We start from the raw sequence: 22,843 nt of genomic DNA on the forward strand, positions 1-22,843 counted from the left end.
CGCGCTCGCAGCAGGCACGACGGCCGTCAATATTGTTCGAATGTCTTCGACGGCCTCGCCCGAGCGATGAGGTGCTGGTTAGGGTCGGCCCGCAATGGCCACAAACGGCGTCGTCGGGATCATTGCGAACCCGGTTTCGGGGCGCGACATCCGGCGCGTCGCCGCACGCGGTGCAGTGTCGACAACTGAGGACAAGCGCAACCGGATCGCTCGAGCCGTGATCGGCGCGGTCACTGCGGGTGCGACGCGCATCGTGGCGATGGCCGAGCCGTTCGGCATCGCGACTGGGGCACTCACCGACCTGCGTATCGAGGCCGACATCGAGATCGTGGATGTCGCCGCAACCGTGTCGCCGGCGGACACGGTGCGCGCCGTCGAGGCCATGCGCCTGCGCGAGGTCGGCTCGCTGATCACTCTCGGCGGCGACGGCACCAACCGCACGGTCGCGAAGGTGTGGCCCGAAGCCACCCTCGTGCCGATGTCAACCGGCACGAACAACGTGTTCCCCAGCCTGACTGAACCGACCGTGGCAGGTGCGGCCGCAGGCCTCGTGGCGTGCGGAATCGTCGACGCCGACGCCTGCGCACCCCGCTCGAAGATGATCGAAGTCCGCCTTGCGGACGGATCGACCGACATTGCGCTCATCGACGCCGTCACCCTCGCCGACGACTTCGTCGGAAACCGAATGCCAGCCGACGGCAACCTGCTGCGCCAAGTGCTTGTGTCACGCTCGCACCCAGCAAGCATCGGCCTCAGCTCGCTGGCAGGGCTGCTGCACCCGTGCGGACCCGATGAGGACGCCGCGGTCATCGTCGAGTGCGGCCCAGGGGGGCGTCCGATGCGGGCGCCTCTCGCGCCGGGTCTGTATCGCACGGTGCCGGTGCTGGAGCACTACTGCGTCGGCTTTGAGACACCGGTCGAGCTGCGGGGCCCTGCCGTGCTGTCCTTCGACGGCGACCGAGAACATGTCATCGACGCCGAGGCAGTGGCGACGGCGGTTGTTCGCCGCAGTGGACCCCGCGTCGTGAACGTCGACCGGGCACTCGAGCTCGGCGCCGCAGCCGGCGTGTTCGCCACCGACAGCGCTCCAACCGGCAACCGGGCGCTCAACGAGCTGGGCACGATCCACTACCACCGCGCCGACGGCACCCCGGTTCGCGATTGCTGCTGAGCGGCTCCCAACAGTCCAGTCCGGGCCTGCCGCCACATCATCTGCCAATTCCTGACTAATCCAGTCGGATTTGTCACTGATTGGCGCTAACCTGTGCTGCGACGCCCGTGCACTTCCACGCACGGCACCGCCCACTGGAGGACTTCCATGGCACTTCGCCTCAACGACACTGCACCTGACTTCACTGCCAACACCACCGAAGGCGAGATCAGCTTCCACGACTGGATCGGCGACGGCTGGGCGCTGCTGTTCTCACACCCGAAGGACTTCACGCCGGTCTGCACGACCGAGTTGGGCGCGGTCGCCGCACTCAAAGACGAGTTCGTCGCCCGCAGTTGCAAGATCATCGGCATCAGCGTCGATGGCGTGAGCGACCACGCGAATTGGAAGGCCGACATCGCTTCGGCCACCGGCCACGAGGTCAACTACCCGCTGATCGGCGATCCCGAGCTGAATGTCGTGAAGCTCTACGACATGCTGCCCGCCGACGCCGGGGCCACGTCGCAGGGTCGCACCCCTGCACAGAACGCCACCGCTCGCACCGTGTTCATCATCGGGCCGGACAAGACGATCAAGGCATCGCTGACGTACCCGATGACCACCGGTCGCAACTTCGCTGAGATCCTGCGGCTCCTCGACTCGTGCCAGCTGACGGCCGCCGAGCAGGTCGCAACTCCCGCCAACTGGCAGCAGGGCGACAACGTCATCATCGTGCCCGCAGTGTCGAATGAGGCTGCCGCCGAGAAGTACCCCGACGGGTGGGAATCGCCGCTGCCGTACCTGCGCCTCGTTCCGCAGCCCGGCGCCTAGCACTCACCCGGCTCATCACCGGGGCCAAACTGGCAGGCTGAGCAAGACTGGCCTCGACTCAGGTCACATCCGGATCGGCCGCAACCTCAGCTTCGAATTGAGGCGCTCCGTCGAGCCGCCGCATCGGTTCCGGCAATTCGGCGCGGACGCGCTGGTGGAATCGGCGGTCCTGGCCCAGCGTGTAGGGGTAGACGGCGCGTCCGGCGCGTACGAGGGGCACGTGCAGCGGACGGCTGTCGGGTGGACCCGGCCGATCGCGTTCGACCAGCACTTCGGCGGTCGCAAATCCGTCCGACAGAACCCGGTACGGCCGCACGACGCCGCCACGAGTGGCCTTGCCTTCGGATTCCTTGTGAACCGGGACAACCGGCTCGAACGTGCCGGAATGGCGGGCCACTGCCACTGCCTTGTACACCATGCCTGCGGTGGCGTGACCCGAGCCCACGACGAGCTGCGTGCCGACGCCGTATCCATCCACCGCAAGCTCGGCCAGGTCGTCGATGCGGTACTCGTCGAGGTCGCCCGAGACCACGATGCGGGTCGCTTCGGCGCCGGCATCGTCGAGCCACTGACGGACCCGCGGCACTTCCACTGTCAGGTCGCCCGAGTCGATGCGGACTGCGCCGGGCACCCCGCCGAGCCGTTTCGCCGCAGACAGCCCACGTTCGAGGCCTGTGCGCAGGTCATAGGTGTCGATGAGCAGCGTTGTCTCGAGTCCGTGGGCGCGCATCTGCGCATCGAATGCGGCTTCCTCGTCGTGGTGCGCGAGTGTGAAGGCGTGCGCGGCGGTGCCCGCGGTCGGGATGCCGTATTGCGTGCCGGCCAACAGATTGGATGTGGCGTCGAAGCCGACCAGCCAGGCGGCGCGTGCAGCTGCGACCGCCGCCAGCTCGTGCGTACGGCGACCACCCATCTCGATGAGGTGACGTCCGACCGCGGCATCGTGCATCCGGGCTGCTGCAGAGGCCACAGCACAGTCGTGGTTCAGCACCGACAGCACCAGCGTCTCCACCAGCAACGCGGCACCGAATGAGGCATCCACCCGCAGCACCGGGCTGCCGGGCACGTAGAAGTCGCCCTCTCGGTAGCTCCAGACGTCGCCATCGAAACGGAACGTCGCGAGGTGTTCGAGCAGGTCGTCACTGAACCGGCCAAGGCCCGCCAAGTACGCCAGGTCCTCGGCCTCGAATCGGTAGTCGGCCAGTAGCTTGGCCAGGCGCCCCGGGCCCGCCACGACGCCGTAGCCACGGCCTGGCGGAAGTCGCCGGGCGAATACTTCGAAGCACGCGCGCCGTGACGCAACCCCCGACTGCAAAGCCGCATCGAGCATGGTCAGCTCGTACAGGTCGGTCATCATCGCCGTGCCCATTCGGTAAGTCTGCCTTCTCGCGCCCCGACCGCACTCACCGACGCTGCTTCAGCCAGCTATGAGGAGCGAGAGCATGCGCCAGTAGCGTCGCGGCGATGGTCGGTGTCGAGAGGACGCTGCACGAGTCCACTTATGAGGAATCTAAGTGTCGTCCCGAACATCCGCCTAAGAAACCGGCATCGCACACACCAAGCAGCCTCTTGGCTCAGGGCAGTTCGCCAGTAGCTAGAGGCTGCGCGTCCCTACCTTGAGTCTGCCAACGCCGGGCGATTCTCCTCATCACCGCGGGATCGGCGTTTCCATGACTCCAACCTTCCAGGTAGTCGATGTCGTGCGAAAGCGGCAATTCAGAGGGCGCCAGCGTTCGAATCCGGATCCGCGCAGGAAGGGTAGTCGCCTGCCCAAGTACGACCGCCTCTTGACGTCGAAGCGACGACAAGACCGACGCCAATCCCGCCATCGACTCCGGAAGCGCAGCACGAACTCTCTCGCGATCATTGTCGTTCCCAATTCGCAAAACAATCCACGAGTTACATTGAGACAATACTGCTTCGTCTATTTCACTTGGTCTTTGGGAAACAACGATCAGGCTAAGCCCATACTTGCGACCTTCGCGCACTACCCGACGAACGGCTTGCTGTGCTTCTGCGAACTGGGCATTGCCTCTGTTTGGCACATACAAATGGGCCTCTTCGCAGACTAGAAGGATAGGGTTACGCTCACGCTCCTCACTCGACTGCCAAAGCCGCCACGAGAAAAGCAATCGCGCAATGGTACCGGTGAGTATACCGGCAACTTCGCTGGGCACTCCTGACAAGTCCACAATACTTGGGCCTCGGCCATCGCCCAGCAGAGATCGCATGATAGACACCAAAGCATCGACATGATCGGTGCCAGCAGGTTCGTTTGCACCGGACTCAGGTGACATCATGAAGGACATGCGCACGTCTTCGCGAAGAATCCGCAATTTTTCGAGGACCGAATTATATGGGCCCTGGCCAGTCTTGGTTCCGGGTTTCTCACTCTCAATGTGCTCAGTGAATGCATCCAGATTGTAAGGTATCGGAGAATCAACAGTGATCTCGCCAGCCGTCTCTTCGTCATCCTGTGACGTTACATGCTTGCCTGCAGCTAGGGCATCCTTAATAATACTCGCTTGTGCTGTGGCTGCCTGTTCCGTGCGACCCGTCAGTAGTTCCACAGTTTCTTGCAGGCTCATCAGCCAGTACGGGAGCGACAACGTCCCATCATCCGGGGATAAAACACACCCTTGCGGGAAAGCCCTCGCGTACTCGTTATGGGGATCTAAGACAATTACAGTAGGTCTCCACGTGTCCTTGTCTCCACCTTCACCTAACTCCATTATTCCCTTAAGAAGGGCGGCTACGCAAGCCGATCTTCCTGTGCCGGTACTTCCCAAAATGGCGGCGTGCTTGCCAACAAGCTCGCTCAAATCAAGTAGGCAAGGTGAGTCTTCTGCGCCAACGTAGGTCCCGATTTCAATTGGTGAGGCATGTTCGCCCGTGTAGATTGCTCGAAGTTCGTCTTTAGGAGTAAGGTATACTGTTTGCAATGGCAGCGGATATGTCGAAATACCTCGCTCGAATCTAAGGATTGGTTGCCCCTGCGCTGATGCCGTCGATATGTAGCGCCCTTCGCCGATGAGATCGGCCTCGAGCACTCTTTGGTCCGGTTGCGCATCCGATCGACCTATTCGCTCCATTTCATATTCGGCCTTCATTCGAAGCCGGTTGACCATTGCGAATATCGTTTTTCGGCCAAAATGAATTCTTAGGATTGAGCCAAATTGGCCGATATCATATACTTCGCCTTCGTATACGCGAGATAGTTCGATGATATCCAGATCTAGTTCTGCTACAATCTGACTCCCTCGAACTTCAATCACTTTTCCGATGGCAAGTAGTTTAATGTGCATATGGGACGAAGCTAGACCTGACATTATGCCTCCTCGATCAGTGATGCAAGGTTCTCGAATTTCCACCAATCGAGCGGAGCATTCGAGACAAATGACTCTGGCGTATGGTAGAAGCCATGCTGAGAATAGATCAAGATCCTAGGTCCCAACACTGGGTCGTCCTGCCACTTCGCGAGTTCTGGTACACGGGCCGGGCAACAAGCGCCAATGAGAACGATGAGAGTCAAATCCGGAATTTCCCTTAGACAGCGTGTGATTTCCTCGTTGATATGTGCATCGCCAAACGAATAGCCACATGTCAACAACAAAGAAGGCGCGTTCGACGCCTGACGTAAAGAGAACCACGCTTGTTCGGCGAGTTGAGCAAATGGATCTTGCCGGGTTTCTCGATACTTAGTCTCAGCAGGCCATATCATGACGCGGCCATTGTTGTTAGGTTCTGAAGTAGTCGACGTTAGTGTGCGTCTTGGAAATCGAAGTGGGTCATCAACTGATTCGCGCCAATCGATAGATCCGTGTATCTTGTAGACTCGGGCCTTTAGGCTTGGTTGCCGGAAGACTTCTAGGTCCCACCAGGCAATCGTACCTCCGTCGAGTCCATCGGCATATTTTATTCGCTTGTAGGCCAAGGAGGTTTCAATAAGCGTGTCGTAGTTTAGAACGATATAGCTCACGGGCTTAGCCCGCTCCGACCGGCCGTCTCGAATAGGCTGGTGTATCGTCCTAACGAACAGTCGGTGTACGTCGAGTTTGTCTTCGGTCAGGTTTACATCAACCGAACGGACGATCGCGTGGCTGATGTCTTCGATGATATCTGCGAGTGACGACGCATTATAGCCCTTAGAGCCGATACCGACGCTCGCACCCGAATTGCCTCTAGTTTGGCGCCGCGTCGCGATCGATCTGAGGTCGACAAGCTCGCTCAGATAGTCTTCGATGTGTGCAGATCGCTCGTCGGTGTCAGATTCAAATTCTTGGATAACAGCTTGAAGCGCAATCTTAGTAGGATCGCGTACCTCGGCGTCTTCAAGAACTTGACCCGCCAATTCGTTGACGAGCGGCAAGCCCGCCGAAACGCTGCATCCGGCACCAAGCAAAAAAGACGGCTGTCCATTGCGGAGCAAGGTGCCTACCTGTCTTCGAGCGCGCGCTAGCTGGTTCTCACTTGCGGCACTTGCGTTAGGAGTTGCTTCACAGCATGTGTTCATACTGCCTCATATTAGCTGCACGTGTGGATGCGCGCTCCTCGACATTGGAATCGACAGCGCCAACAAAGACTTGGAAGGCGAGTAATTCGTCTACACATCCATTTCTTCCGACCATGAACCCAAGTGTACGCCGTACTTGAGTCAAGCCAATCCGGAATGCTACGCCTCCCGGCGCGCGATCAGCTCAATTTGGATCGGTCGTGAAATACACGCTAGTCAAAAGGGCATTCTAGTCCTAACTTATGGGGCTTATATCGGGTGTTAGCCGTTCCACCGGGTGGGGGTGCTGTTTATGTTCGGGTGGTGTCGTATGTGACGGTGCGTGTGCCGGTGCGGTTGAGCGGTCGGAGGGATCGGCTGAGCATCTGGTTGTTGCTGGGTGAGCAGCGTCAGGCGTTCAATCGCGGTGTGGGTTTGTGTCTCGAAGCGGTCGAGTCAGGCAACCGGGTGCCGTCGAAGTTCGATCTTCACAAACTGTTGACAGCGGACCGTGCGAGCGGCCGTATGCCAGGCGAGGTGCCGGTTGCGTTGCAGCGTCCGGGGATCGAAGCGGGCCGCGACGCTGTCCTCAAATGGGACAAGGCCCGTGGCCGTCTGGAGCGCAGTGTGGTGTTCTGGGCAGTGCGGCTCGCGGCAGCAGAGCTCGACGCTGCAGGTGAGCACCGGTCAGCTTCGGCGGTGCGCGGGGCGGTGAACTCGAAAGGGAAGCTGCGCAAGACCGCAGCCGGCGAGGTCCGTTATTGCGAGACGAGGCTGGCCAAAGCCCGCCAGCGACAAGACCGGCACAACAAGCAGGGCACCGGTCGCCTGTTCCGGTCCCGCAAACGGTTCGAAAGCGAACCCGCGAACGCTGCTGCGTTGGTGTACCGCGGAGGAGTGATCCTCGGCGCAGACGGGTCGGTGCGGCTGCCGGGCGGCAAACGGCTGCGGCTCGCTGACCCCGGGTGGCGTCCGCCTGAGGGCCACGAATGGACCGGCGCGATACAGATCGTGGACACCACCCGCAAAGTCACTGTCCGCACCCGCCCGCAGCATCGCAAATATGTGATGCATGTGCAGCTGCGCCGCACCGATCCCGAACCGGTGCAAGCCCCCCAGTCACGTGATGAGGTGATCGGCGCTGATGCCGGGGTGGTGGAGCATATGGCGCTGTCGGACGGTCGGATGCTGAACATGGCCGACGAAACCGATCTCAACACACAGATCCGGGAACTGCAACAGCAACGCTCGCGTTGCGATCACGGGTCGCGTCGCTGGCGGACGCTGTCGCGGCAGCTGCGCGGCCTGCACGCCAAGCGCACGAACCGGCGCGACAACAGCGCCGGCCAGATCGCTGCTGAGATCGTGTCCACGCCGGGTGTGTCCGTGGTCGGGGTCGAGAGAACCAACACCGTCGGGATGCTCGCCTCAGCAGCAGGCACCAAAGAACACCCCGGCAAAGGAGTGGCCGCGAAACGCGGCCTGAACCGGGCACTGTCGGACGCCCGCTTCGGCGGGATCCGCACCACCCTCGAACGCGCCGGCGTCAAACGCGGAATCCTTGTGATACGCGTCCCTGCCGCGGGCACGTCGATGTTCTGCCACCGATGCGGTGCGCTAGTAGCCAGAGAAAGCCAATCCAGCTACTGGTGCAAAGACTGCGGGATCGTCGGCAACGCCGACACTCTCGCAGCCCGCAACGTGAAAGAACTCTCCTGGCAAGCCCTCACAGCCAACCAGGACACCAAACCGGCGGCGCGGGACTTCGCCGTCGAAAGAGGACCGGGCCGGAGGGAAACCAGCCCAACCGCACCAGCGGCTACCGAGATCCTCACAAACAAACGGCTAACACCCGATATAAGCCCCTAACTTATCCGTATTTTCGCCTGTCGGGTCTACATCGCATGAATTGATTGGGTGCCTCTTCCCATTGTAGGTGTCGAGGCTTGATAAAGCTGTCAACTTGACCTATTTGAAGGCGAGATCGGAGCTGTCGCCGAGAGAGCTCGCGAACTCGGCGTGTTCTTGTACGCTCGGTAGGTCGCTGTACTGGTGTTGCGTGGCTCAACGCTGCGCTTAGCGTACGCCGCGTCGATCGGGGGTCGCCTAACAGCAGCCCGTCCTGGCTTGGTCACGAGGATCCGGTGCAATACGCCCATCTGCACGATGCACATTGTTCCTTCGGCGAGTGCGAGAGTCGCCATATTATCGTCGCAATCGGGGACGACTCAAGTGTTTCCGTCAGCACTGGCAGCATTTGGTCGCCAGGGAGGTGCATCTCGCGGGCACTGCCGCTATCCAAACGGACCATTCCAAACAACCGGCCTTGCAGGTTGCGGTCACGCAGTGGCGGCCAGAAGCCCCGCTTGCTGGTGTCGAGCTTGCTTGCCTGACCGCTGGGTTCAATATTCCGCAACATCCGCATCGGGTCCAACGCTGGGGCGCGCGCCATGCCTCCATGTTGGTGCATCTTCGACTGGGACCTCCCGCCGCCGCCAGGCGAAACCCGTTTGAACACCGCGCCGCTGCTGCCACCCAGAATTCATGGAAGCGAGAGCGATGCGTGTATTCAAGCTCAGTTCGCTGCCACCTTGGCACGTTATGGCGACACGACCACCATGCACCCATTGCGGTCCATCCAGTCGGCGGCCCGCTCCAGCAGCGTTACCTCGTCTTGACTCAGATGCCGTGTTTGGGGGTTGCCATGGTGTTCAACGAGCTGCAGCAACGCTTCGGGGAGCGTTAGGCCCTTGTAGCTCTCGTACGTCGCCATGCTCCGCAAGTTCGCGGATAGGACCATTGTTGTCAAGCGCCCGATTCACAGAAGTGTGACGCTGGTTCAGGCCACCGCCCAGTCGGCGGAAAGCGCTTCAGCCTGTTCCAGGACGGTCTGAGTTGCCCGTTCTTGCCTGTCGGGCGGGTACCCGTGCCGTCTCAGGATTCGCTTGACCTTGATGCGGATACCTGCGCGGACGTTTTCCCGCAGTGTCCAGTCGATGGTGACGCTGTTTCGGACGGACTCCACTAGTTCGCGTGCAATCGCCTGGAGAGTGTCATTGCCCAGAACCGCAACGGCGCTGTCGTTCGTTTCGAGGGCGTCGTAGAACGCCAGTTCGTCATCGGTGAGGCCGAGTTGCTCGCCGCGCTCGTCCGCTTTGCGAAGTTCGCGCGCCAGCTCGATGAGTTCTTCGATGATTTGCGCGGCCTCGATGCTGCGGTTCTGGTAGCGACGAATGGTCTCGGCGAGCATTGCAGCGAAGGAGCGACCCTGGATGACGTTGCGGCGCTGGCGTCGGCGGACTTCACCTTGCAGGAGTTTCTGGAGCAACTCGACTGCGAGGTTGCGATGCGGCATGTTGCGAACCTCGGCCAAGAACTCCTCGGAAAGGATCGAGATGTCGGGCTTCTGAAGTCCGGCGGCCTCAAATATGTCGGTGACCTCGCCCGATGAAACCGCTCGAGAAATGATCTGGCGAACGGCGTGGTCAAGATCGTCTTGGCTCCGCTCTTCGTCCGGAGACCGCTGCATCAGCCGGCTGCGCACGGCCTGGAAGAACCCGATGTCGTCTCGGATTGCGATGGCTGCTTCATCGGGCACTGCGAGCGCGAACGCCTGCGACAGCTCGCGGACGGCCCGGGTGTAGCGATCCTTGCCATCCTCTTGTGCGAGGACATGGTCTTGGGCGGGCAGCAGCAGAGCGAGACGATCCGCTGGGACGCCATCCAGCCATTTCGACCAGTCGAAGCCATGCATCAAGCCGCAGCAAACGTCGTGCTTCTCGAGCATGACGGCTACTGCCTGGCTGCGATCGAGGACTGCATCGCCCTTTCCACCACTCTGCGTGTAGGTCCGAAGAGCCCGGCGCAACTCGTGTGCGAGGCCCAGATAGTCAACGACGAGACCGCCGGGCTTGTCGCGGAACACCCTGTTGACGCGCGCAATGGCCTGCATCAGTCCGTGGCCGCGCATGGGCTTGTCGACGTACATCGTGTGCAGGCTCGGTGCGTCGAAGCCGGTGAGCCACATGTCGCGTACGAGAACGATGCGCATCGAATCTTCGGGATCTCGAAACCGGTTCGCGAGCGTCTCGCGACCGGCCTTGCTCCGGATGTGATGCTGCCAGTGCTCTGGATCCGACGCCGAGCCTGTCATGACAACCTTGATTGCTCCGCTGGCGTCATCGCCGTCGTGCCAGTCCGGTCGCAGCCGCACCAGTGCTTCGTACAGCTCGACGCAAATCCGCCGGCTCATGCACACCACCATCGCCTTGCCGTCAATGGCATCGAGACGATCCTCGAAGTGCTCAACAATGTCGGCCGCCACGAGGGCTATACGGCTCGGCGTGCCGACCACAGCTTCGAGTGCTGCCCACTTCGTCTTCAGCTTCTCGGTTCTCTCAAGCTCCTCGCCCTCGGTTGCCTCCTCGAAGTCCTCGTCAATGCTCGGTTGCGCGTCCGGGTCGAGGCCTAGGAGCCTGCTGAGCAAGTCGGGTCTGGGTGGGTGGGGGCCTGTCTGAAAGTGTTTGTGTCGGGCGTGTTGTGACGGTCCGAGGGGTGGTTGGCGGTGTGGCGGTGGCTGTTCGGGGTCGTGTGTGTGGGGTTCGGGTTGGGTTTGGGTGTCGCGGTGGGTTGTTGGCGGTGTTTTGTGGTGGGGGTCAGTTGATGGCCCAGTGGCGGCCGTTGTGTGTGAGTCCGAGGTTGGTGAGTCGTTTGAGGTTGACTGCTGCGGCGCGGGTGGTGAGCCATTGCCGGTTTTTGTGGATGCCTCGGTAGGGGCATCTTCGGTTGTTGCGCACGAGCCACGCGATGGAGCGCTCTGCCATGGGCCGCCGGCGGCGGTAGTCATGGTCGAAGCAGTCGGTGCGGGCCAGTTTGCGGGCTGCTTTGAGGAGCTGGTGGTGGGGGTGGATTTTGATGGTGCGCCCGTCTTTGGCGGTGGTGCAGCGTGCTCGCACCGGGCATGTGCGGCAGCGGCGGCCGAAGCGGGCGGTGTCGGTGGGGCTGATCGTCACGGTGATGCCTTCAGGGCAGGTCACGGTGCCGGCGTCGATGTCGATGTCGAAGTCGTCGATGCTGTACCCGCCGTCGACCGCGGTCTGGATCGGCGGCGGCTTGATCACAGCGGTCATCTCGCGTTCGGCGAGATGAGCGCGCAGATCCCCGGTGCCATACGCGCTGTCGCCGTACACCTCGGTGCCCGCCGCCTCGTCGGCGATCAGGCCGGGCGCGGCCCGCGCGTCGCCGACATCGCCCGCGGTGAGGTCCACTGCGGTGATCAGACCCGTGTCGGGCTCCGCCGCGATGTGGGCCTTGTAGCCGTCCCGGTAGACGCTGCGCGACTTATGCACATGACGCGACTCGGGATCCACCACCGAGATCACTCGCCCCGGCGCGGTGCGCCGCGCGATGCGCCACCGCCCCGGACCGTCGCCGGGCTCCACGTCTTGGCCCGCCACCAGCGCCAGCAACGCCACCGCGTCGCCCTGAGCGTCGTCCAATTCGAGATCTTCTGCTGTGCCGATCAGCTCCAGTGCGTCGTCGACGAGCTCGCTCACGAGCCGTTCCACGTCGCCGGGATCGCCCCAGTCCACCACCGCCCCGCCGGTGTCGAGATTGCGTTCGCGCACCCACACATCGGCGAGCCCGCCGTGGAGCTTGCGGACCCGCCGGATCTGGTTCACCAGCATCGTGACGGTGTCCTGACGGGCCACAGCGTCATCAAGAACCGTGGAATCGAGCACCCGCCGATGGCTCTTCGCTACCGCGCCGCACTCAGCGATCAACTCGCTCACCACCCGGAACACCCGATCAGGATCACCGCTCGCACGCAGCCGATTGCGCCACAACGTCAGCACCGTGTGATGGAACGCCTCATCAGTCAACGCCAGACCCGCAGCAGCCTTCCACGCGATATCAGTCGCCAAACGCCGGCACGCCTGCCGATCCGACAAGCCCTCGAGCGCCTGGAGCACCATCACCACCGCGACCACCTCGCCAGGCACCGACGGACGCCCCCGACGCGACCCGAACAAATCAGCGAACAACCCGTCAGGAAACAGACGACTGCGATGCTCAGCCAAGAACGCATGCACCGAGCCCACGCCCACCAGATGCCCGCACAACGCCCGCGCATCCAAAAGCTCACGATCCAAACGGCACGAACCCTGCATGCACACATTCTCCCGCGCGCACACCCCCAACACGCGGAAATCCGCCCCAATAAATCAGCAGGCTTGTTGTGCGTCTGACTTTGCCGCGGAGGGTCCACCGAGGAATGAACCAAGTCTGATCGTGTTCTCGCTGACGCGTGAAGGAGCATCAGATGACTGTCAGCGAGGGTCGGCGTCGACCGAAGAAGCTGTCCGCGGAGACGAAGTGGGAGATCTACTTGCAGGTCGCGGGCGGAGAGATCACCCAGGCCGACGCCGCCCGGAAGTGGGGGGTCGATGTGTCGACGATCATCTCCATCCGCCGGACGGTGAAGGACGCGGCGCTGGCTGCGCTGGCCCGCAAACCGGGTCGCCCGGCCACCGAACGGAACTGGGAGCTCGAAGCGGCCCGGGCAGAGATCGGTCAGCTCACCGAGGCGATCAAGGTCCAAGCGATCGAGTTGGCCATTGTCCGGGGAAAATCCGGCTGGGACTGAACGGACCGGTCCCGGCGAGAGTCCCCGCCGAGGCCAAAGAGCTGGTCCTCAACACCGTCGACGACGCCGTTGCCGCCGGGTTCTGGCACACATGGGCCACCGGTGTGTGGCAGGTCTCCGACGACCGGGTGCACCGCTGGCGGGCCCGCCGACGCGAGCTGGGCACGCTCAGCGACCTCGCCCCGGGCGGCGCGCCGGTGCATGCGGTGCTGGCCGACGAAGTCGCGGAGGTCCTCGCTGTCGCTGAAGAGTGGGGACCGGTCGACCGGTCGCACCGCAAGCTCGCCCACCGCGGTTCCTATGTGGGCCGGGTGTGGGTGGCCCCCTCGACGTTTCGGCGCGTTCTGGCTGCCCACGGGCTTGTGCTGCCCGAACAGCCGCCGACACCACGGCGGCCCAAGACGCCGTGGCCCCACTGGCTGGTCTGGGAACCGAACAGGATCTGGATCTGGGACGTCACCCACTTCGGGCGGGCCCGGCGCTGCGTGTTCGCCATCGTCGACATGGTCTCCCGCTACTGGATCACCACCCTGGTCTCGACCGAGGAGACCTCCACCCAAGTGCGCGTCATCTTCGACCAGGCGCTGCTAGCCCAAGATCTCGACGAGCTGCTCACCGACGACCGCCTCGATCTCGACATCGACGACCCCGACCGGCCGATCCTGCTCGCCGTGTCCGACAACGGCCCGGCCATGACCAGCCACGACACCCGCGCCTACATGGCGATGATGGCCATCGCCCAACACCACGGCCGACCCCACACCCCCACCGACCAAGCCTGGATCGAGAGTTTCTTCGGGCACATCAAGCACGAATGGCCCCACCTCGACGAGATCACCGACCCGGCGTTGCTCGACACAGAGCTGGCACGCATCCGGATCGACTACAACGAAGTCCGGCTGCACGAAGCGCTCGGCTACGTCACCCCCGACGACGAACACCACCAACGAGGAGAACCGATCCGCGAGGCCCGCCGGCAAGGCCTCCAACGAGCCCGCACACGACGGCTCGACCACAACCGCCGGACCACCACCAACAACCCCGAGAACACAGCATGACTTGGTTCATTTCTCAGCCGATCTCCGCGGAAGACTCAGACACACCTCAGGCTCCTAGCTCGGCCAGTCGGCTCTCGTAGTAGATCGGGACAGTGGCTTGGTCCTCAACGGAGCGCTGAATGTCGTAGACGCTGATGTAGTCGCCGAACACTGCACGCGTATTCGCGTCCACCTGCTCGATTGGCGTTCCCGTGAAGCCGATGAAGGAGGCGTTGGGCAGGGCATCACGCATGTGACGCGCGAAGCCGTCGATGAAGTCGTACTGGCTCCGGTGTGCCTCATCGGCGATCACCACGATGTTTCGCCGGTCTGAGAGCACGGGATGCCGGTCGCCTTGTTCTTCCGGGAAGAACTTCTGGATGGTCGTGAACACGACTCCGCCCGAAGCGACCGCCAATCGGCTGCGTAAGTCGGCGCGGCTCTCGGCTTGCACAGGCGGTTGGCGCAGAAGATCTGAGCATCGCGAGAAAGTCGCGAACAACTGGTCGTCGAGGTCGTTGCGGTCGGTCAGCACGACAAGTGTGGGATTGGCCATGGCCGGTTCTCGAATGATGCGACCGGCGTAAAACGCCATCGTCAGGCTCTTGCCCGAGCCCTGCGTGTGCCACACCACGCCGATGCGGCGGTCTCCGGCGCTTGATGCTTCGCTTCGCGCCGGACGGGCGGGCGTCGGCAAAGCGCCGTCGTGCCGCACGCCAGCGGCGCGCAAGGTCTCAGCAACTGCGACGTCGACGGCGTGGTACTGGTGGTATCCCGCCATCTTCTTCACCAGCGTGCCACTGCCGTCGTCGTCGAAGACGATGAAGTCGCGCACCAGCGATAGGAACCGGGCAGGCGCGCACGCTCCGCGCAGGAGGACGTCGAGCTGAGGCGAACCGGTATCGGCGACCTCGTCACCGTCAACGGTGCGCCACGCCTTGAACCATTCACGCCCTGAAGTGAGAGTTCCAATGCGCGCCTCTATGCCATCAGATACGACGAGAGCCGCATTCAGTGCGAAGAGAGTTGACAGCTCAGCCTTGTAGGTCTGGAGTTGTTGCCATGCCAACCACACCGTCGCATCGGGGTCGGTTGGGCTCTTGAGTTCGATGATTCCGAGCGGCAACCCATTGACGTAGAGGACGATGTCGAGGCGCCGTCGGTGCTCCCCCTCGGTCACGGTGAGTTGGTTGACGGCCAACCAGTCGTTGTCGGTGGGTCGATCGAAGTCGATCACCCGGGCTTGAGCTCCCCGAATGCCTCCGTCCGCGGTGCGGTACTCAACAGTGACTCCACCCACCAACATTCGGTGGAACGCGCGGTTACGACCCTCCGGCGTCGAGCCTTGAGCGTGCGTCAGCTCCCGGTACGCATCGGCGACCGCATCGCCCGGCAGCTCCGGACTCAGTCGCTCTAGCGCCGACCGAACTCGCCCGGCCAAGACCACCTCGCCGTGGTCTGTGCGCTCCGCAGCACCCGCATCGCCCAGCAGATCCGGACCCCCGACCACGGCCCATCCAAGGTCTCGAAGCCACTGCAGCGCCAGCTGCTCGACTGCAGATTCATCCAGACCCGTCACGCCATCCCCATCGCTGCCAAACCAGAGAGTTACTGAGTCCCGGCGCGGCCTGAGCCTTCACCGTCGTGTCGTCAAGCGACGCGGACTAGTGCTGTTGGGAGCCTAGGCAACTCCTTCCGCGCACCGCTCCGAGACCAACGTGCGGCGAGAAATCCATCGAACAGCCGCATGACTCTGCACACCTCCGGGAGGTGGTATATTTTTTGGTATGAAATCGCCGCGTTGTGCCACCACGTTGGGAGACGCTGGATGACCGGAATCCGTGACAAGGCAAGGGTCCTCGACGAACTCGGCGACAAACTGCTTGAGGCCCTTGCTTCGAGCGTCGCAAACACCCGCGCGGACTTTCAGCGTTACCTGTCGGCGTTGCCAGAGTTTGTGGCCCAAGCAAGCGCGCGAGGACTGGCCAACTGGATCCACGACCGTCTCTGGTACCAAGTGTGCGCGCTCTTGGGCGATGCCGATTCCGTTTTTCTCGTCGAACATGGAACGACGAGAGAAATAGTGTCTGGAGACCGCTACCGCATCAGGGTGAAGCGCCACCACCCGCCCGCGCAAGTCGCCAGCTACCCCACGCAAACTGCGATGGATTTCATGAGTCAAGCCCCCGAGCAGCTCGTGCTCGAAGGGCTTGAGCAGATCAACCTCATCAGTGGATACGTGTGGATCGGCGAGAGCTCGGAAATCGGGCCTGCGGTGGTGTCCATGAGGGACGGACGGGACGACGTGCTATGGGTCCATGAGCTGCCCGAGACTGGGGCCGGTACTTCCGTGACGCCGCTGCCGCCTCGCGATGACCTTGAGGACACCCAGGTACGAGCACGGCTCGAGCGTCTTCGACGCGAGGATCCGAGGTCCCGAGAACAGTGAGCTTGGGCGAGGCAATCGTCACGCTCCGGCGGGCAAAAGGCCTGACACAAGAGGAACTGTCACACGTCGCCGGGATCACTCAAGCAGCGCTGTCCCGGTACGAGAACGAGTTGCGGATGCCTGATGCGGCCGCGGTCGCCGATCTCGCTGATGCCCTCGGTGTCACCGCCGCCTTCCTACAGCGGTCCGAGCGAACTGAGGGAGCATTCATGATCGACGTGCACATGCGTCGTCGAGCGACTGCGAAGCCGACCGTCTGGCGTCGGCTAGAAGCCAAGTTGAACGTGTACCGACAGCACCTGGAAGCCATCACGGATGCCGTCGAGATGGTGCCCCGGCTTGGGCTTCCGAGGTTTGACCCGCTGGAGTACTCGCCGGATGAGGCAGCCCGAATGGTGCGTATGCAATGGCGTATGCCTTCCGGCCCGGTACGTGGACTGACAGGTTGGCTCGAATCCGCTGGCTGCCTGATCGTTGCTGAGGACTTTGGTGAGATGTCAGGCGGAAGTCGCGTGGACGGGTTGTCGCAGTGGTCACACGACTACCCGGTCATGCTGGTCAACGAACGAGCACCGACGGACCGGCTGCGACTCACACTCGCGCACGAACTGGGGCACATCTGCCTGCACAGTGGGGAGCTGGGGAATGATCCGGAGGATGAAGCGAACGCCTTCGCAGCAGAGTTCTTGATGCCGGCTACGGTCATCCGGCCGGATCTGCGCAACCTCGACCTCGGGCGGCTCCACCTGCTCAAGCGTCAATGGGGAGTCTCCATGCAAGCACTCATCGAGCGCGCACATCGATTGGGCACGCTCTCCCCCGCGAAGCGGACCTCGCTCTACAAAGCGCTCAGCAAACGCGGTTGGCGAACCAAAGAACCTCTGAGCGACGAACTGGCTCCAGAGACACCCAGCTTGGCGTTGCGGCTCGTAAGTGCACTCGCTGAAGCAGGCCTCAATCGGGCCGAAGCCGGAGAAATCGTCGGCGTTGCCCCGTTGGCGAGCGATCCGCCACCGTTTCTGCAGGGTGCCCGACTCTCAATAGTCGCTTCTTAAAACGTCTGCGATCTTCTGCGAAGAGTCGACGTGTCCACTTCTTGAGCGTCAACAGTGGACAGTCGGCTTGACTACTTCCGAGCCGGTGATCTCTCGTCGTTCCGCGGGCTCACCTAAGCGGCCACCGTCACGGCATAGCGATTCGAGCCATTCGATCACGCCATTCTTGAGATCTGTCGGCAGGTTGTGTACTTGGTGGTTACGGAATCGACAAAAATAGTCCTCGCCCCGGGCTAGAAATTCAACCGGCAAGTCAATCGCTGCGCCACCGTAGTAGACAAATTCCGCTCCAATGAGCACTCGGTCTGCGCTGGTGTCCTCGGCGAGGTTGTCATCGCAATGAAAACACTTCTCTTCAATCCATACACCCATCTCGTCGTGCCACCGATACACATTGTCACCGCAAGTGCCCTCGTAGTTCGAGCCTTGCCTCGGCTTCTTGTATGCGAACCTGGGATCATTCCAGTATTCGTCGAAGGCCAGCGTCTCCGAGACGCGCATTGCGTAAACCAGTTGACCATCGCGTTCGGCTTGCGCACTGCCAAGTCCCATGATCCAATCACCTGGTTGAGCCGCCTTCCTGATCTTGGGCTTGCACGTTGCGATCGTGCAGAACTCGTGATACGGATTCGGAGCAAAACCCGTGTCGTACCTGACGATATATCGATAGAGGTTCACAATATTCGTACTCACCACTATCATGTCAAGCGGAGGGCACCGGAGACGAGCTGAGGCAGCAGAGTGTCCCTCGTGCTGCTGAGACTCCCAATTTCAGCGGATGTATCCAACACCCGCTGCACAACCAACGTTAGTTGGGAACCACATACTTGCATCACGGGATTCGGAGGAACAGCCAATTCATACTCACCAATGCATTTCTTATCGAGGTGAAGCACAGTACTACCGCTTGTATGGGAAAGTAGATATTCCGTGAATGAATGCGTGCATGCTAACTGATGGAGATATGCGTTCGGCACATCGGCGCCATCTCTTGGACGCAAGATCACGACATCGAGAGATGCGACGAGAGTTCGGGCCGACTTCGTCGGTGGCACGACGGCCGGGCGACCAATTACCTCCGCGTCTTGAGTAACATCTGTGCAAGCTATGATGACCTCGCCCGGGTTAACTACCTGCTGTGGTTTGTATTGACCAACATAAGGTTTGAGACCGTCGAATCGATAACCACCACCCCTCTTGAACGATTTGAGCGACACTAGCGCCGTATCCGACTCTCGCAGATCCGTTGACCGGTATGAGAGCCCACGAATTGAATCGGCCAATTCACCTAGGCGTCTGACCTGCCAACCGGCAGGGATTTGGCCGAGTTCTGAGTCGACGAGGTGGTCCGGGAAAAGGGGGTGCAGATGAGCGGGCAAGCCCGGTAACGATTCGCCTTCACACCAGCGGCCTTCCACCTTGGCTCGGACGGGCTCGAAATCGACGAACCACGCCGTGAAGAGTGTCCTGGCCATCTCCTCCAGAGTCTCGCACATCTGCCGGTTCAACTCGATCTTCTCATCCAGCGCCCCAAGCACTGATCCGATGCGCCGCTGTGAAGCCTCGTCGGGCACCCGCATCTCGCGAGCATGTGCAGCGCCCCTATTTAGGCCCGGAACGGCACTGTCAGAGTTCATTTCTCCTAGACCAAGCGCGCTGAGTGCATGGTACTTGAACCTGGCTAGATCAGGATCGTCTTCTTGAACATAAAACGTTGTGTCGATGGGCCAACACGGTTCCGGCGAATAGTGAACAGCACCAACCGTTCCTTTGCGGCCCACAATGACAGTTGGGCCGCCCGTTAGTGGTGTATCGTGGCTGCCAACAACCCCATTTGAGCCATACACCTTCACTGTGCCCTCAGCTACCCGCGAACGCGCGGGAAGCGATCTTCCATACACAAACGGTGCAAATTTCCCCAGTGTCGTATCTCGCCATTCGTCATTGTGTACACACGGCTGCAATACGACGTGGTCTCGAGATATTTCTTCACGGAAATTCTCGGCAATCGAGTACCACTCTAAGACATCCACAGAGAATGGCAGATACGACTCTTCGAAGGCTTCACGTAACTCAAGGAGTTGCAGCGGGTTCATATGCTCGTCGCCGATCACTACCAAGTCTAGATCGGAATTCAATCCTGTGGTCCACTTGACTCGTGATCCATAGGCACGCACTTCGTATCCCGGAACGAATCTTGCGAGCAACGCCGAGACAGCAGCCAAATGCTCGGGGTCGAGATCTATCGCTTGGTTTTTGACCATCTTAATCCCGTTAGCTTTTCATAGAGATTCGTTGCATCTTGTATGAACCTTGGCATGAGCGCGAGGCAAGCATCTGCCTTCTCAGCGTTGTAGTCATGTGCCGTGTCGATTCGCGCTTGCGCGTAACTCAGCCAATCAACCAGCTCATTGCCAAGGAGATTATTCTCGGCGGCAAGACGAAGTACCGGCCTGGGTCCATTTGGAACCTCACCAACTCCCATCTCGATGGAGAGATACCGGCGGAGCAATTTCCAACAGGTGTCGTAGCAGGTTTCGAACCTTTGTATGACTGATTCCTTGACTCCCTCCACTATCCAGTCAGGCAAGCCATCGATGTCTCGCCGCAAGTGTTCGTACTGCTCCTCTAGACGAACCAGGGAGAGTTGGAACTTCGTGTAATCAATCCCGCCCTCTACATCAGTCACCGCTGCCTCCGTCGCTCGATCAGAAACCTAGGGTGCGAAGGTTGGCCTCGATTTGCGCATCCAGTTCCGCAGCGTCGGCCTGCTGGGAGCGCCATTGGGTGGCAAGGCGCGTCATCTTCTCGGCAAATGGTTCGCTGTCGTCAACCTGAGGCGCAATGCCAACGTACCGGCCGGGGGTGAGGACGTAGTCGTGCGTGCGCAACACGTCGAGCGTTGTGCTCTTGCAGTAACCAGGGACATCGGCATACCGCGTGTCGCTGTCGCCGTCCCCGGTTCGCCACGCGTGGTAGGTGCCAGCAATGCGGGAGATGTCGTCGTCGGTCAACTCGCGGTGGGTGCGGTCCACCATGCGCCCCAGTTTCCGCGCGTCGATGAAGAGCACCTCCTCTTGCCGGGCGCGTAATCGCTCGTCGCCGGAGCGATCCTTGGCCAAGAACCACAGGCAGGCCGGAATCGCCGTCGAATAGAACAACTGACCAGGCAGCGCCACCATCGCATCCAATAGGCCGGCTTCGATGAGGCCTCGTCGAATCTGGGCTTCGGCCTTCTGGCTGGACGACATCGAGCCGTTCGCCAGCACGAATCCGGCCACCCCTCGGGGTGCCAGGTGATGCGCCATGTGCTGCACCCAGGCGAAGTTGGCGTTGCCCGGTGGAGGCGTGCCATATCGCCAGCGCTTGTCGTCGGCCAATTGCTCACCGCCCCAGTCCGACACGTTGAACGGTGGGTTCGCCAATATGTAGTCGGCTCGCAGGTCGGGGTGACGGTCGTCGAGAAACGTGTCACCGTGCTCGATGCGCCCCTCTATGCCCCGAATCGCCAGGTTCATGCGTGCCAACCGCCAGGTGGTGTAGTTCGACTCCTGGCCGTAGATCGAGATGTCGGTGCGGGTGCTGCGCGGATGCGAACCGCCGTTTCCGTTCCCCGTGGCGTGCGCTTCGATGAACTCCACTGACTGCACGAACATGCCTGACGAGCCGCAGCACGGGTCGTACACGCGACCTTGGAACGGTTCGATCATCTCAACGAGAAGCTTCACCACGCATCGAGGGGTGTAGAACTCGCCGCCCCGCTTCCCTTCCGCATCGGCGAACATCGACAGGAAGTACTCATAGACCCTGCCGAGCACGTCGCGTGAGCGCGCTGCGGCATCGCCGACCGTGATATTGCCCATCATGTCGATGAGCTGCCCGAGACGTTGCTGGTCGAGCGCCGGACGGGCGTAGTCCTTCGGCAGCACGCCGACGAGCACCGGATTCAACGCTTCGAGCTCATCCATGGCCCGATCAATGATCGACCCGATGTTCGGCTGACGCGCCTGGGATTGGAGACGGTCCCAGCGGGCGGGCGGCGGCACCCAGAACACATTGCGCCAGCGGTACTCGTCGACGTCGTCCGGATCGGCACCATCATCGATCTCGTCTTCGAGTTGTGTCCTCACCTCCAAGAACGCATCGGACACGTATTTCAGGAAGATCAAACCAAGTACGACGTGCTTGTACTCAGCGGCGTCCATGCTGCCGCGGAGCTTGTCGGCTGCGGCCCACAGCGTGCGCTCGATTTCCGCGAGATCGCCGCCAGTTGCCGTTGCGGCCTCAGTCGCGACACTCTTGCCGTCGCCACCGTCGGCGTTGGCCGATGAAGCCGTGCCGTCGTCGATATCGATTTCGTCCCTGTCGCCATTCGAATACAACGCTCCGTCGTCGTCGTACAAGCGCCGCAGCGTCTCCAGCCGGGTATTGCCGTGAGCCTCCTCCCCGTCGGGGCGCCACGCCACGAGCCACAGATCCAGGTACGCAGTCTCGATCCGCTTCTGGCGCCACTGCGTTACGGTCCAGGAGTTACGTGCGGCCCGGTTGTAGGGGTACGGGGCAAGTCTCGCATCGTCGACTATCTCTCCGGCGTCGTCTACGAATGACACGTCGAAGCCCTCGACTCTTGAGATCATCGTGGCAACGGTGCCGCTAGTGGGCATTCATCGACTCCGCACTTCCTCGGGCCCCACGAGACGGGACGCGCCTGCCTGCGCTTGTTTCTACTTGAAGCCGACTCGATCCGACGCGACCCGACACACGGCGACACCCCAGGAGGCCCGAGTAGCTTCGTGTCGATGGCTGCTCGCTGGTTGGCGCGGCTGGTTGCTGGCTCCCACTTGGCCTATGTCGTGTTTCTCATCGTGGGCGGATTCCTGGCATGGCGGAAGCCGAAGCTGGTCAAGTGGCATGTGGGCGCGATCGTGGCGGCGGCAGTGGTCAACATCACCGCCTCGGACTGCCCGCTGACGGTGTGGGAGAAGTGGTTCCTGCGCCAGGCCGGGGACGTTCCGTACGAGACCGGCTTCATCTCGCACTACCTCGTCGAGCCGATCTACCGACCGGGTATCAACGGCGGGGTCAACTTTGTGTTGCTGTGCTGCTTGGTCATTCCGAACGCGATCAGCTACTGGCGGCTTCGCAAGACGGGCCAGGCGTCCCAGAACGCCTAGAGCGCGAGT

17 protein-coding genes and 2 pseudogenes are annotated in these 22,843 nt (G+C 61.7%); 8 read left to right on the top strand and 11 right to left on the bottom strand.

The window, feature by feature from the left end:
- The first annotated feature begins 94 nt into the window (after positions 1-94).
- Positions 95-1,171 carry a hypothetical protein gene (locus tag ACQY5K_RS07765; RefSeq protein ID WP_428121688.1) on the top strand — a complete coding sequence of 359 codons (1,077 nt, stop codon included), beginning with the start codon at positions 95-97 and terminating at the stop codon, positions 1,169-1,171.
- 147 nt (positions 1,172-1,318) lie between these two features.
- A complete protein-coding gene (locus ACQY5K_RS07770) occupies positions 1,319-1,981 on the top strand; it encodes a peroxiredoxin (protein ID WP_428121690.1) in 663 nt (220 codons plus the stop codon).
- Between the two features lie 58 nt (positions 1,982-2,039).
- On the opposite strand, the gene pncB is transcribed toward ACQY5K_RS07770, so the two are convergent.
- From pncB to ACQY5K_RS07785, 3 genes are all read right to left on the bottom strand, one after another.
- Positions 2,040-3,350 carry a nicotinate phosphoribosyltransferase gene (gene pncB, locus ACQY5K_RS07775; protein ID WP_428121693.1) on the bottom strand — a complete coding sequence of 437 codons (1,311 nt, stop codon included), beginning with the start codon at positions 3,348-3,350 and terminating at the stop codon, positions 2,040-2,042.
- A 205-nt stretch (positions 3,351-3,555) separates the two neighbouring features.
- Positions 3,556-5,286 (bottom strand): ATP-binding protein, encoded by a 1,731-nt coding sequence (locus ACQY5K_RS07780; RefSeq protein ID WP_428121696.1) that lies wholly within the window; start codon positions 5,284-5,286, stop codon positions 3,556-3,558.
- Between the two features lie 23 nt (positions 5,287-5,309).
- Positions 5,310-6,350, bottom strand: coding sequence for an SIR2 family protein (locus ACQY5K_RS07785; protein WP_428121699.1), 1,041 nt, complete (start codon positions 6,348-6,350; stop codon positions 5,310-5,312).
- A 447-nt stretch (positions 6,351-6,797) separates the two neighbouring features.
- Here ACQY5K_RS07785 and ACQY5K_RS07790 point away from each other — a divergent pair, with 447 nt between their 5' ends.
- On the top strand, positions 6,798-8,342 hold the full coding sequence (locus ACQY5K_RS07790) for an RNA-guided endonuclease InsQ/TnpB family protein (protein ID WP_428121701.1): 1,545 nt from the start codon (positions 6,798-6,800) through the stop codon (positions 8,340-8,342).
- A 730-nt stretch (positions 8,343-9,072) separates the two neighbouring features.
- Here the strand turns inward: ACQY5K_RS07790 and ACQY5K_RS07795 are convergent.
- From ACQY5K_RS07795 to ACQY5K_RS07805, 3 genes and pseudogenes are all read right to left on the bottom strand, one after another.
- Complete coding sequence (locus tag ACQY5K_RS07795) at positions 9,073-9,246, bottom strand: hypothetical protein (protein WP_428121704.1); 174 nt, start codon at positions 9,244-9,246, stop codon at positions 9,073-9,075.
- A 66-nt stretch (positions 9,247-9,312) separates the two neighbouring features.
- Positions 9,313-10,944 (bottom strand): annotated as a pseudogene (locus ACQY5K_RS07800) (type I restriction enzyme endonuclease domain-containing protein); the annotation flags it as partial.
- Between the two features lie 184 nt (positions 10,945-11,128).
- Positions 11,129-12,643 (bottom strand): IS1182 family transposase, encoded by a 1,515-nt coding sequence (locus ACQY5K_RS07805; protein WP_428119130.1) that lies wholly within the window; start codon positions 12,641-12,643, stop codon positions 11,129-11,131.
- 152 nt (positions 12,644-12,795) lie between these two features.
- Between ACQY5K_RS07805 and ACQY5K_RS07810 the strand changes: the two genes are divergently transcribed.
- On the top strand, positions 12,796-13,119 hold the full coding sequence (locus ACQY5K_RS07810; protein ID WP_428114711.1) for a hypothetical protein: 324 nt from the start codon (positions 12,796-12,798) through the stop codon (positions 13,117-13,119).
- A gap of 104 nt (positions 13,120-13,223) precedes the next feature.
- Positions 13,224-14,177, top strand: a complete 954-nt coding sequence (locus ACQY5K_RS07815; protein ID WP_428114710.1) for a transposase — start codon at positions 13,224-13,226, stop codon at positions 14,175-14,177.
- Positions 14,178-14,232: 55 nt separating this feature from the next.
- On the opposite strand, the pseudogene ACQY5K_RS07820 reads toward ACQY5K_RS07815, so the two are convergent.
- Positions 14,233-15,735 (bottom strand): annotated as a pseudogene (locus ACQY5K_RS07820) (type I restriction endonuclease subunit R); the annotation flags it as partial.
- A 249-nt stretch (positions 15,736-15,984) separates the two neighbouring features.
- Here ACQY5K_RS07820 and ACQY5K_RS07825 point away from each other — a divergent pair.
- Both ACQY5K_RS07825 and ACQY5K_RS07830 read left to right on the top strand, forming a co-directional pair.
- Entirely contained in the window at positions 15,985-16,605 is a 621-nt protein-coding gene (locus tag ACQY5K_RS07825) for a hypothetical protein (protein WP_428121706.1), read from the top strand.
- On the top strand, positions 16,602-17,660 hold the full coding sequence (locus ACQY5K_RS07830; protein ID WP_428121709.1) for a helix-turn-helix domain-containing protein: 1,059 nt from the start codon (positions 16,602-16,604) through the stop codon (positions 17,658-17,660). Before ACQY5K_RS07825 ends, ACQY5K_RS07830 begins: the two co-directional genes overlap by 4 nt.
- A gap of 48 nt (positions 17,661-17,708) precedes the next feature.
- On the opposite strand, the gene ACQY5K_RS07835 is transcribed toward ACQY5K_RS07830, so the two are convergent.
- Genes ACQY5K_RS07835 through ACQY5K_RS07850 form a run of 4 tightly spaced genes read right to left on the bottom strand, consistent with a single transcriptional unit; the run spans position 17,709 to position 22,324 of the window.
- Entirely contained in the window at positions 17,709-18,353 is a 645-nt protein-coding gene (locus ACQY5K_RS07835; protein WP_428121711.1) for a hypothetical protein, read from the bottom strand.
- Positions 18,354-18,358: 5 nt separating this feature from the next.
- Complete coding sequence (locus ACQY5K_RS07840; RefSeq protein ID WP_428121714.1) at positions 18,359-19,924, bottom strand: restriction endonuclease subunit S; 1,566 nt, start codon at positions 19,922-19,924, stop codon at positions 18,359-18,361.
- Entirely contained in the window at positions 19,903-20,349 is a 447-nt protein-coding gene (locus tag ACQY5K_RS07845; RefSeq protein ID WP_428121716.1) for a nucleotidyltransferase substrate binding protein, read from the bottom strand. Before ACQY5K_RS07845 ends, ACQY5K_RS07840 begins: the two co-directional genes overlap by 22 nt.
- Positions 20,350-20,368: 19 nt before the next feature.
- Positions 20,369-22,324, bottom strand: coding sequence for an N-6 DNA methylase (locus ACQY5K_RS07850; protein ID WP_428121718.1), 1,956 nt, complete (start codon positions 22,322-22,324; stop codon positions 20,369-20,371).
- Positions 22,325-22,459: 135 nt separating this feature from the next.
- Here ACQY5K_RS07850 and ACQY5K_RS07855 point away from each other — a divergent pair, with 135 nt between their 5' ends.
- Positions 22,460-22,834 (top strand): DUF2784 domain-containing protein, encoded by a 375-nt coding sequence (locus ACQY5K_RS07855; protein ID WP_428121721.1) that lies wholly within the window; start codon positions 22,460-22,462, stop codon positions 22,832-22,834.
- Positions 22,835-22,843: the final 9 nt, after the last annotated feature.

Origin of the sequence: Candidatus Poriferisodalis sp., from assembly GCF_965262965.1 — a bacterium.
Taxonomy (GTDB): Bacteria; Actinomycetota; Acidimicrobiia; order Acidimicrobiales; family Poriferisodalaceae; genus Poriferisodalis.

Coding starts and splice junctions, on each gene's coding strand:
- ACQY5K_RS07805 (WP_428119130.1), bottom strand. CDS start 12,643: ATGCAGGGTTCGTGCCGTTTGGATCGTGAGCTTTTGGATGCGCGGGCG.
- ACQY5K_RS07850 (WP_428121718.1), bottom strand. CDS start 22,324: ATGCCCACTAGCGGCACCGTTGCCACGATGATCTCAAGAGTCGAGGGC.
- pncB (WP_428121693.1), bottom strand. CDS start 3,350: ATGGGCACGGCGATGATGACCGACCTGTACGAGCTGACCATGCTCGAT.
- ACQY5K_RS07765 (WP_428121688.1), top strand. CDS start 95: ATGGCCACAAACGGCGTCGTCGGGATCATTGCGAACCCGGTTTCGGGG.
- ACQY5K_RS07795 (WP_428121704.1), bottom strand. CDS start 9,246: ATGGCGACGTACGAGAGCTACAAGGGCCTAACGCTCCCCGAAGCGTTG.
- ACQY5K_RS07825 (WP_428121706.1), top strand. CDS start 15,985: ATGACCGGAATCCGTGACAAGGCAAGGGTCCTCGACGAACTCGGCGAC.
- ACQY5K_RS07770 (WP_428121690.1), top strand. CDS start 1,319: ATGGCACTTCGCCTCAACGACACTGCACCTGACTTCACTGCCAACACC.
- ACQY5K_RS07840 (WP_428121714.1), bottom strand. CDS start 19,924: ATGGTCAAAAACCAAGCGATAGATCTCGACCCCGAGCATTTGGCTGCT.
- ACQY5K_RS07810 (WP_428114711.1), top strand. CDS start 12,796: ATGACTGTCAGCGAGGGTCGGCGTCGACCGAAGAAGCTGTCCGCGGAG.
- ACQY5K_RS07780 (WP_428121696.1), bottom strand. CDS start 5,286: ATGCACATTAAACTACTTGCCATCGGAAAAGTGATTGAAGTTCGAGGG.
- ACQY5K_RS07855 (WP_428121721.1), top strand. CDS start 22,460: ATGGCTGCTCGCTGGTTGGCGCGGCTGGTTGCTGGCTCCCACTTGGCC.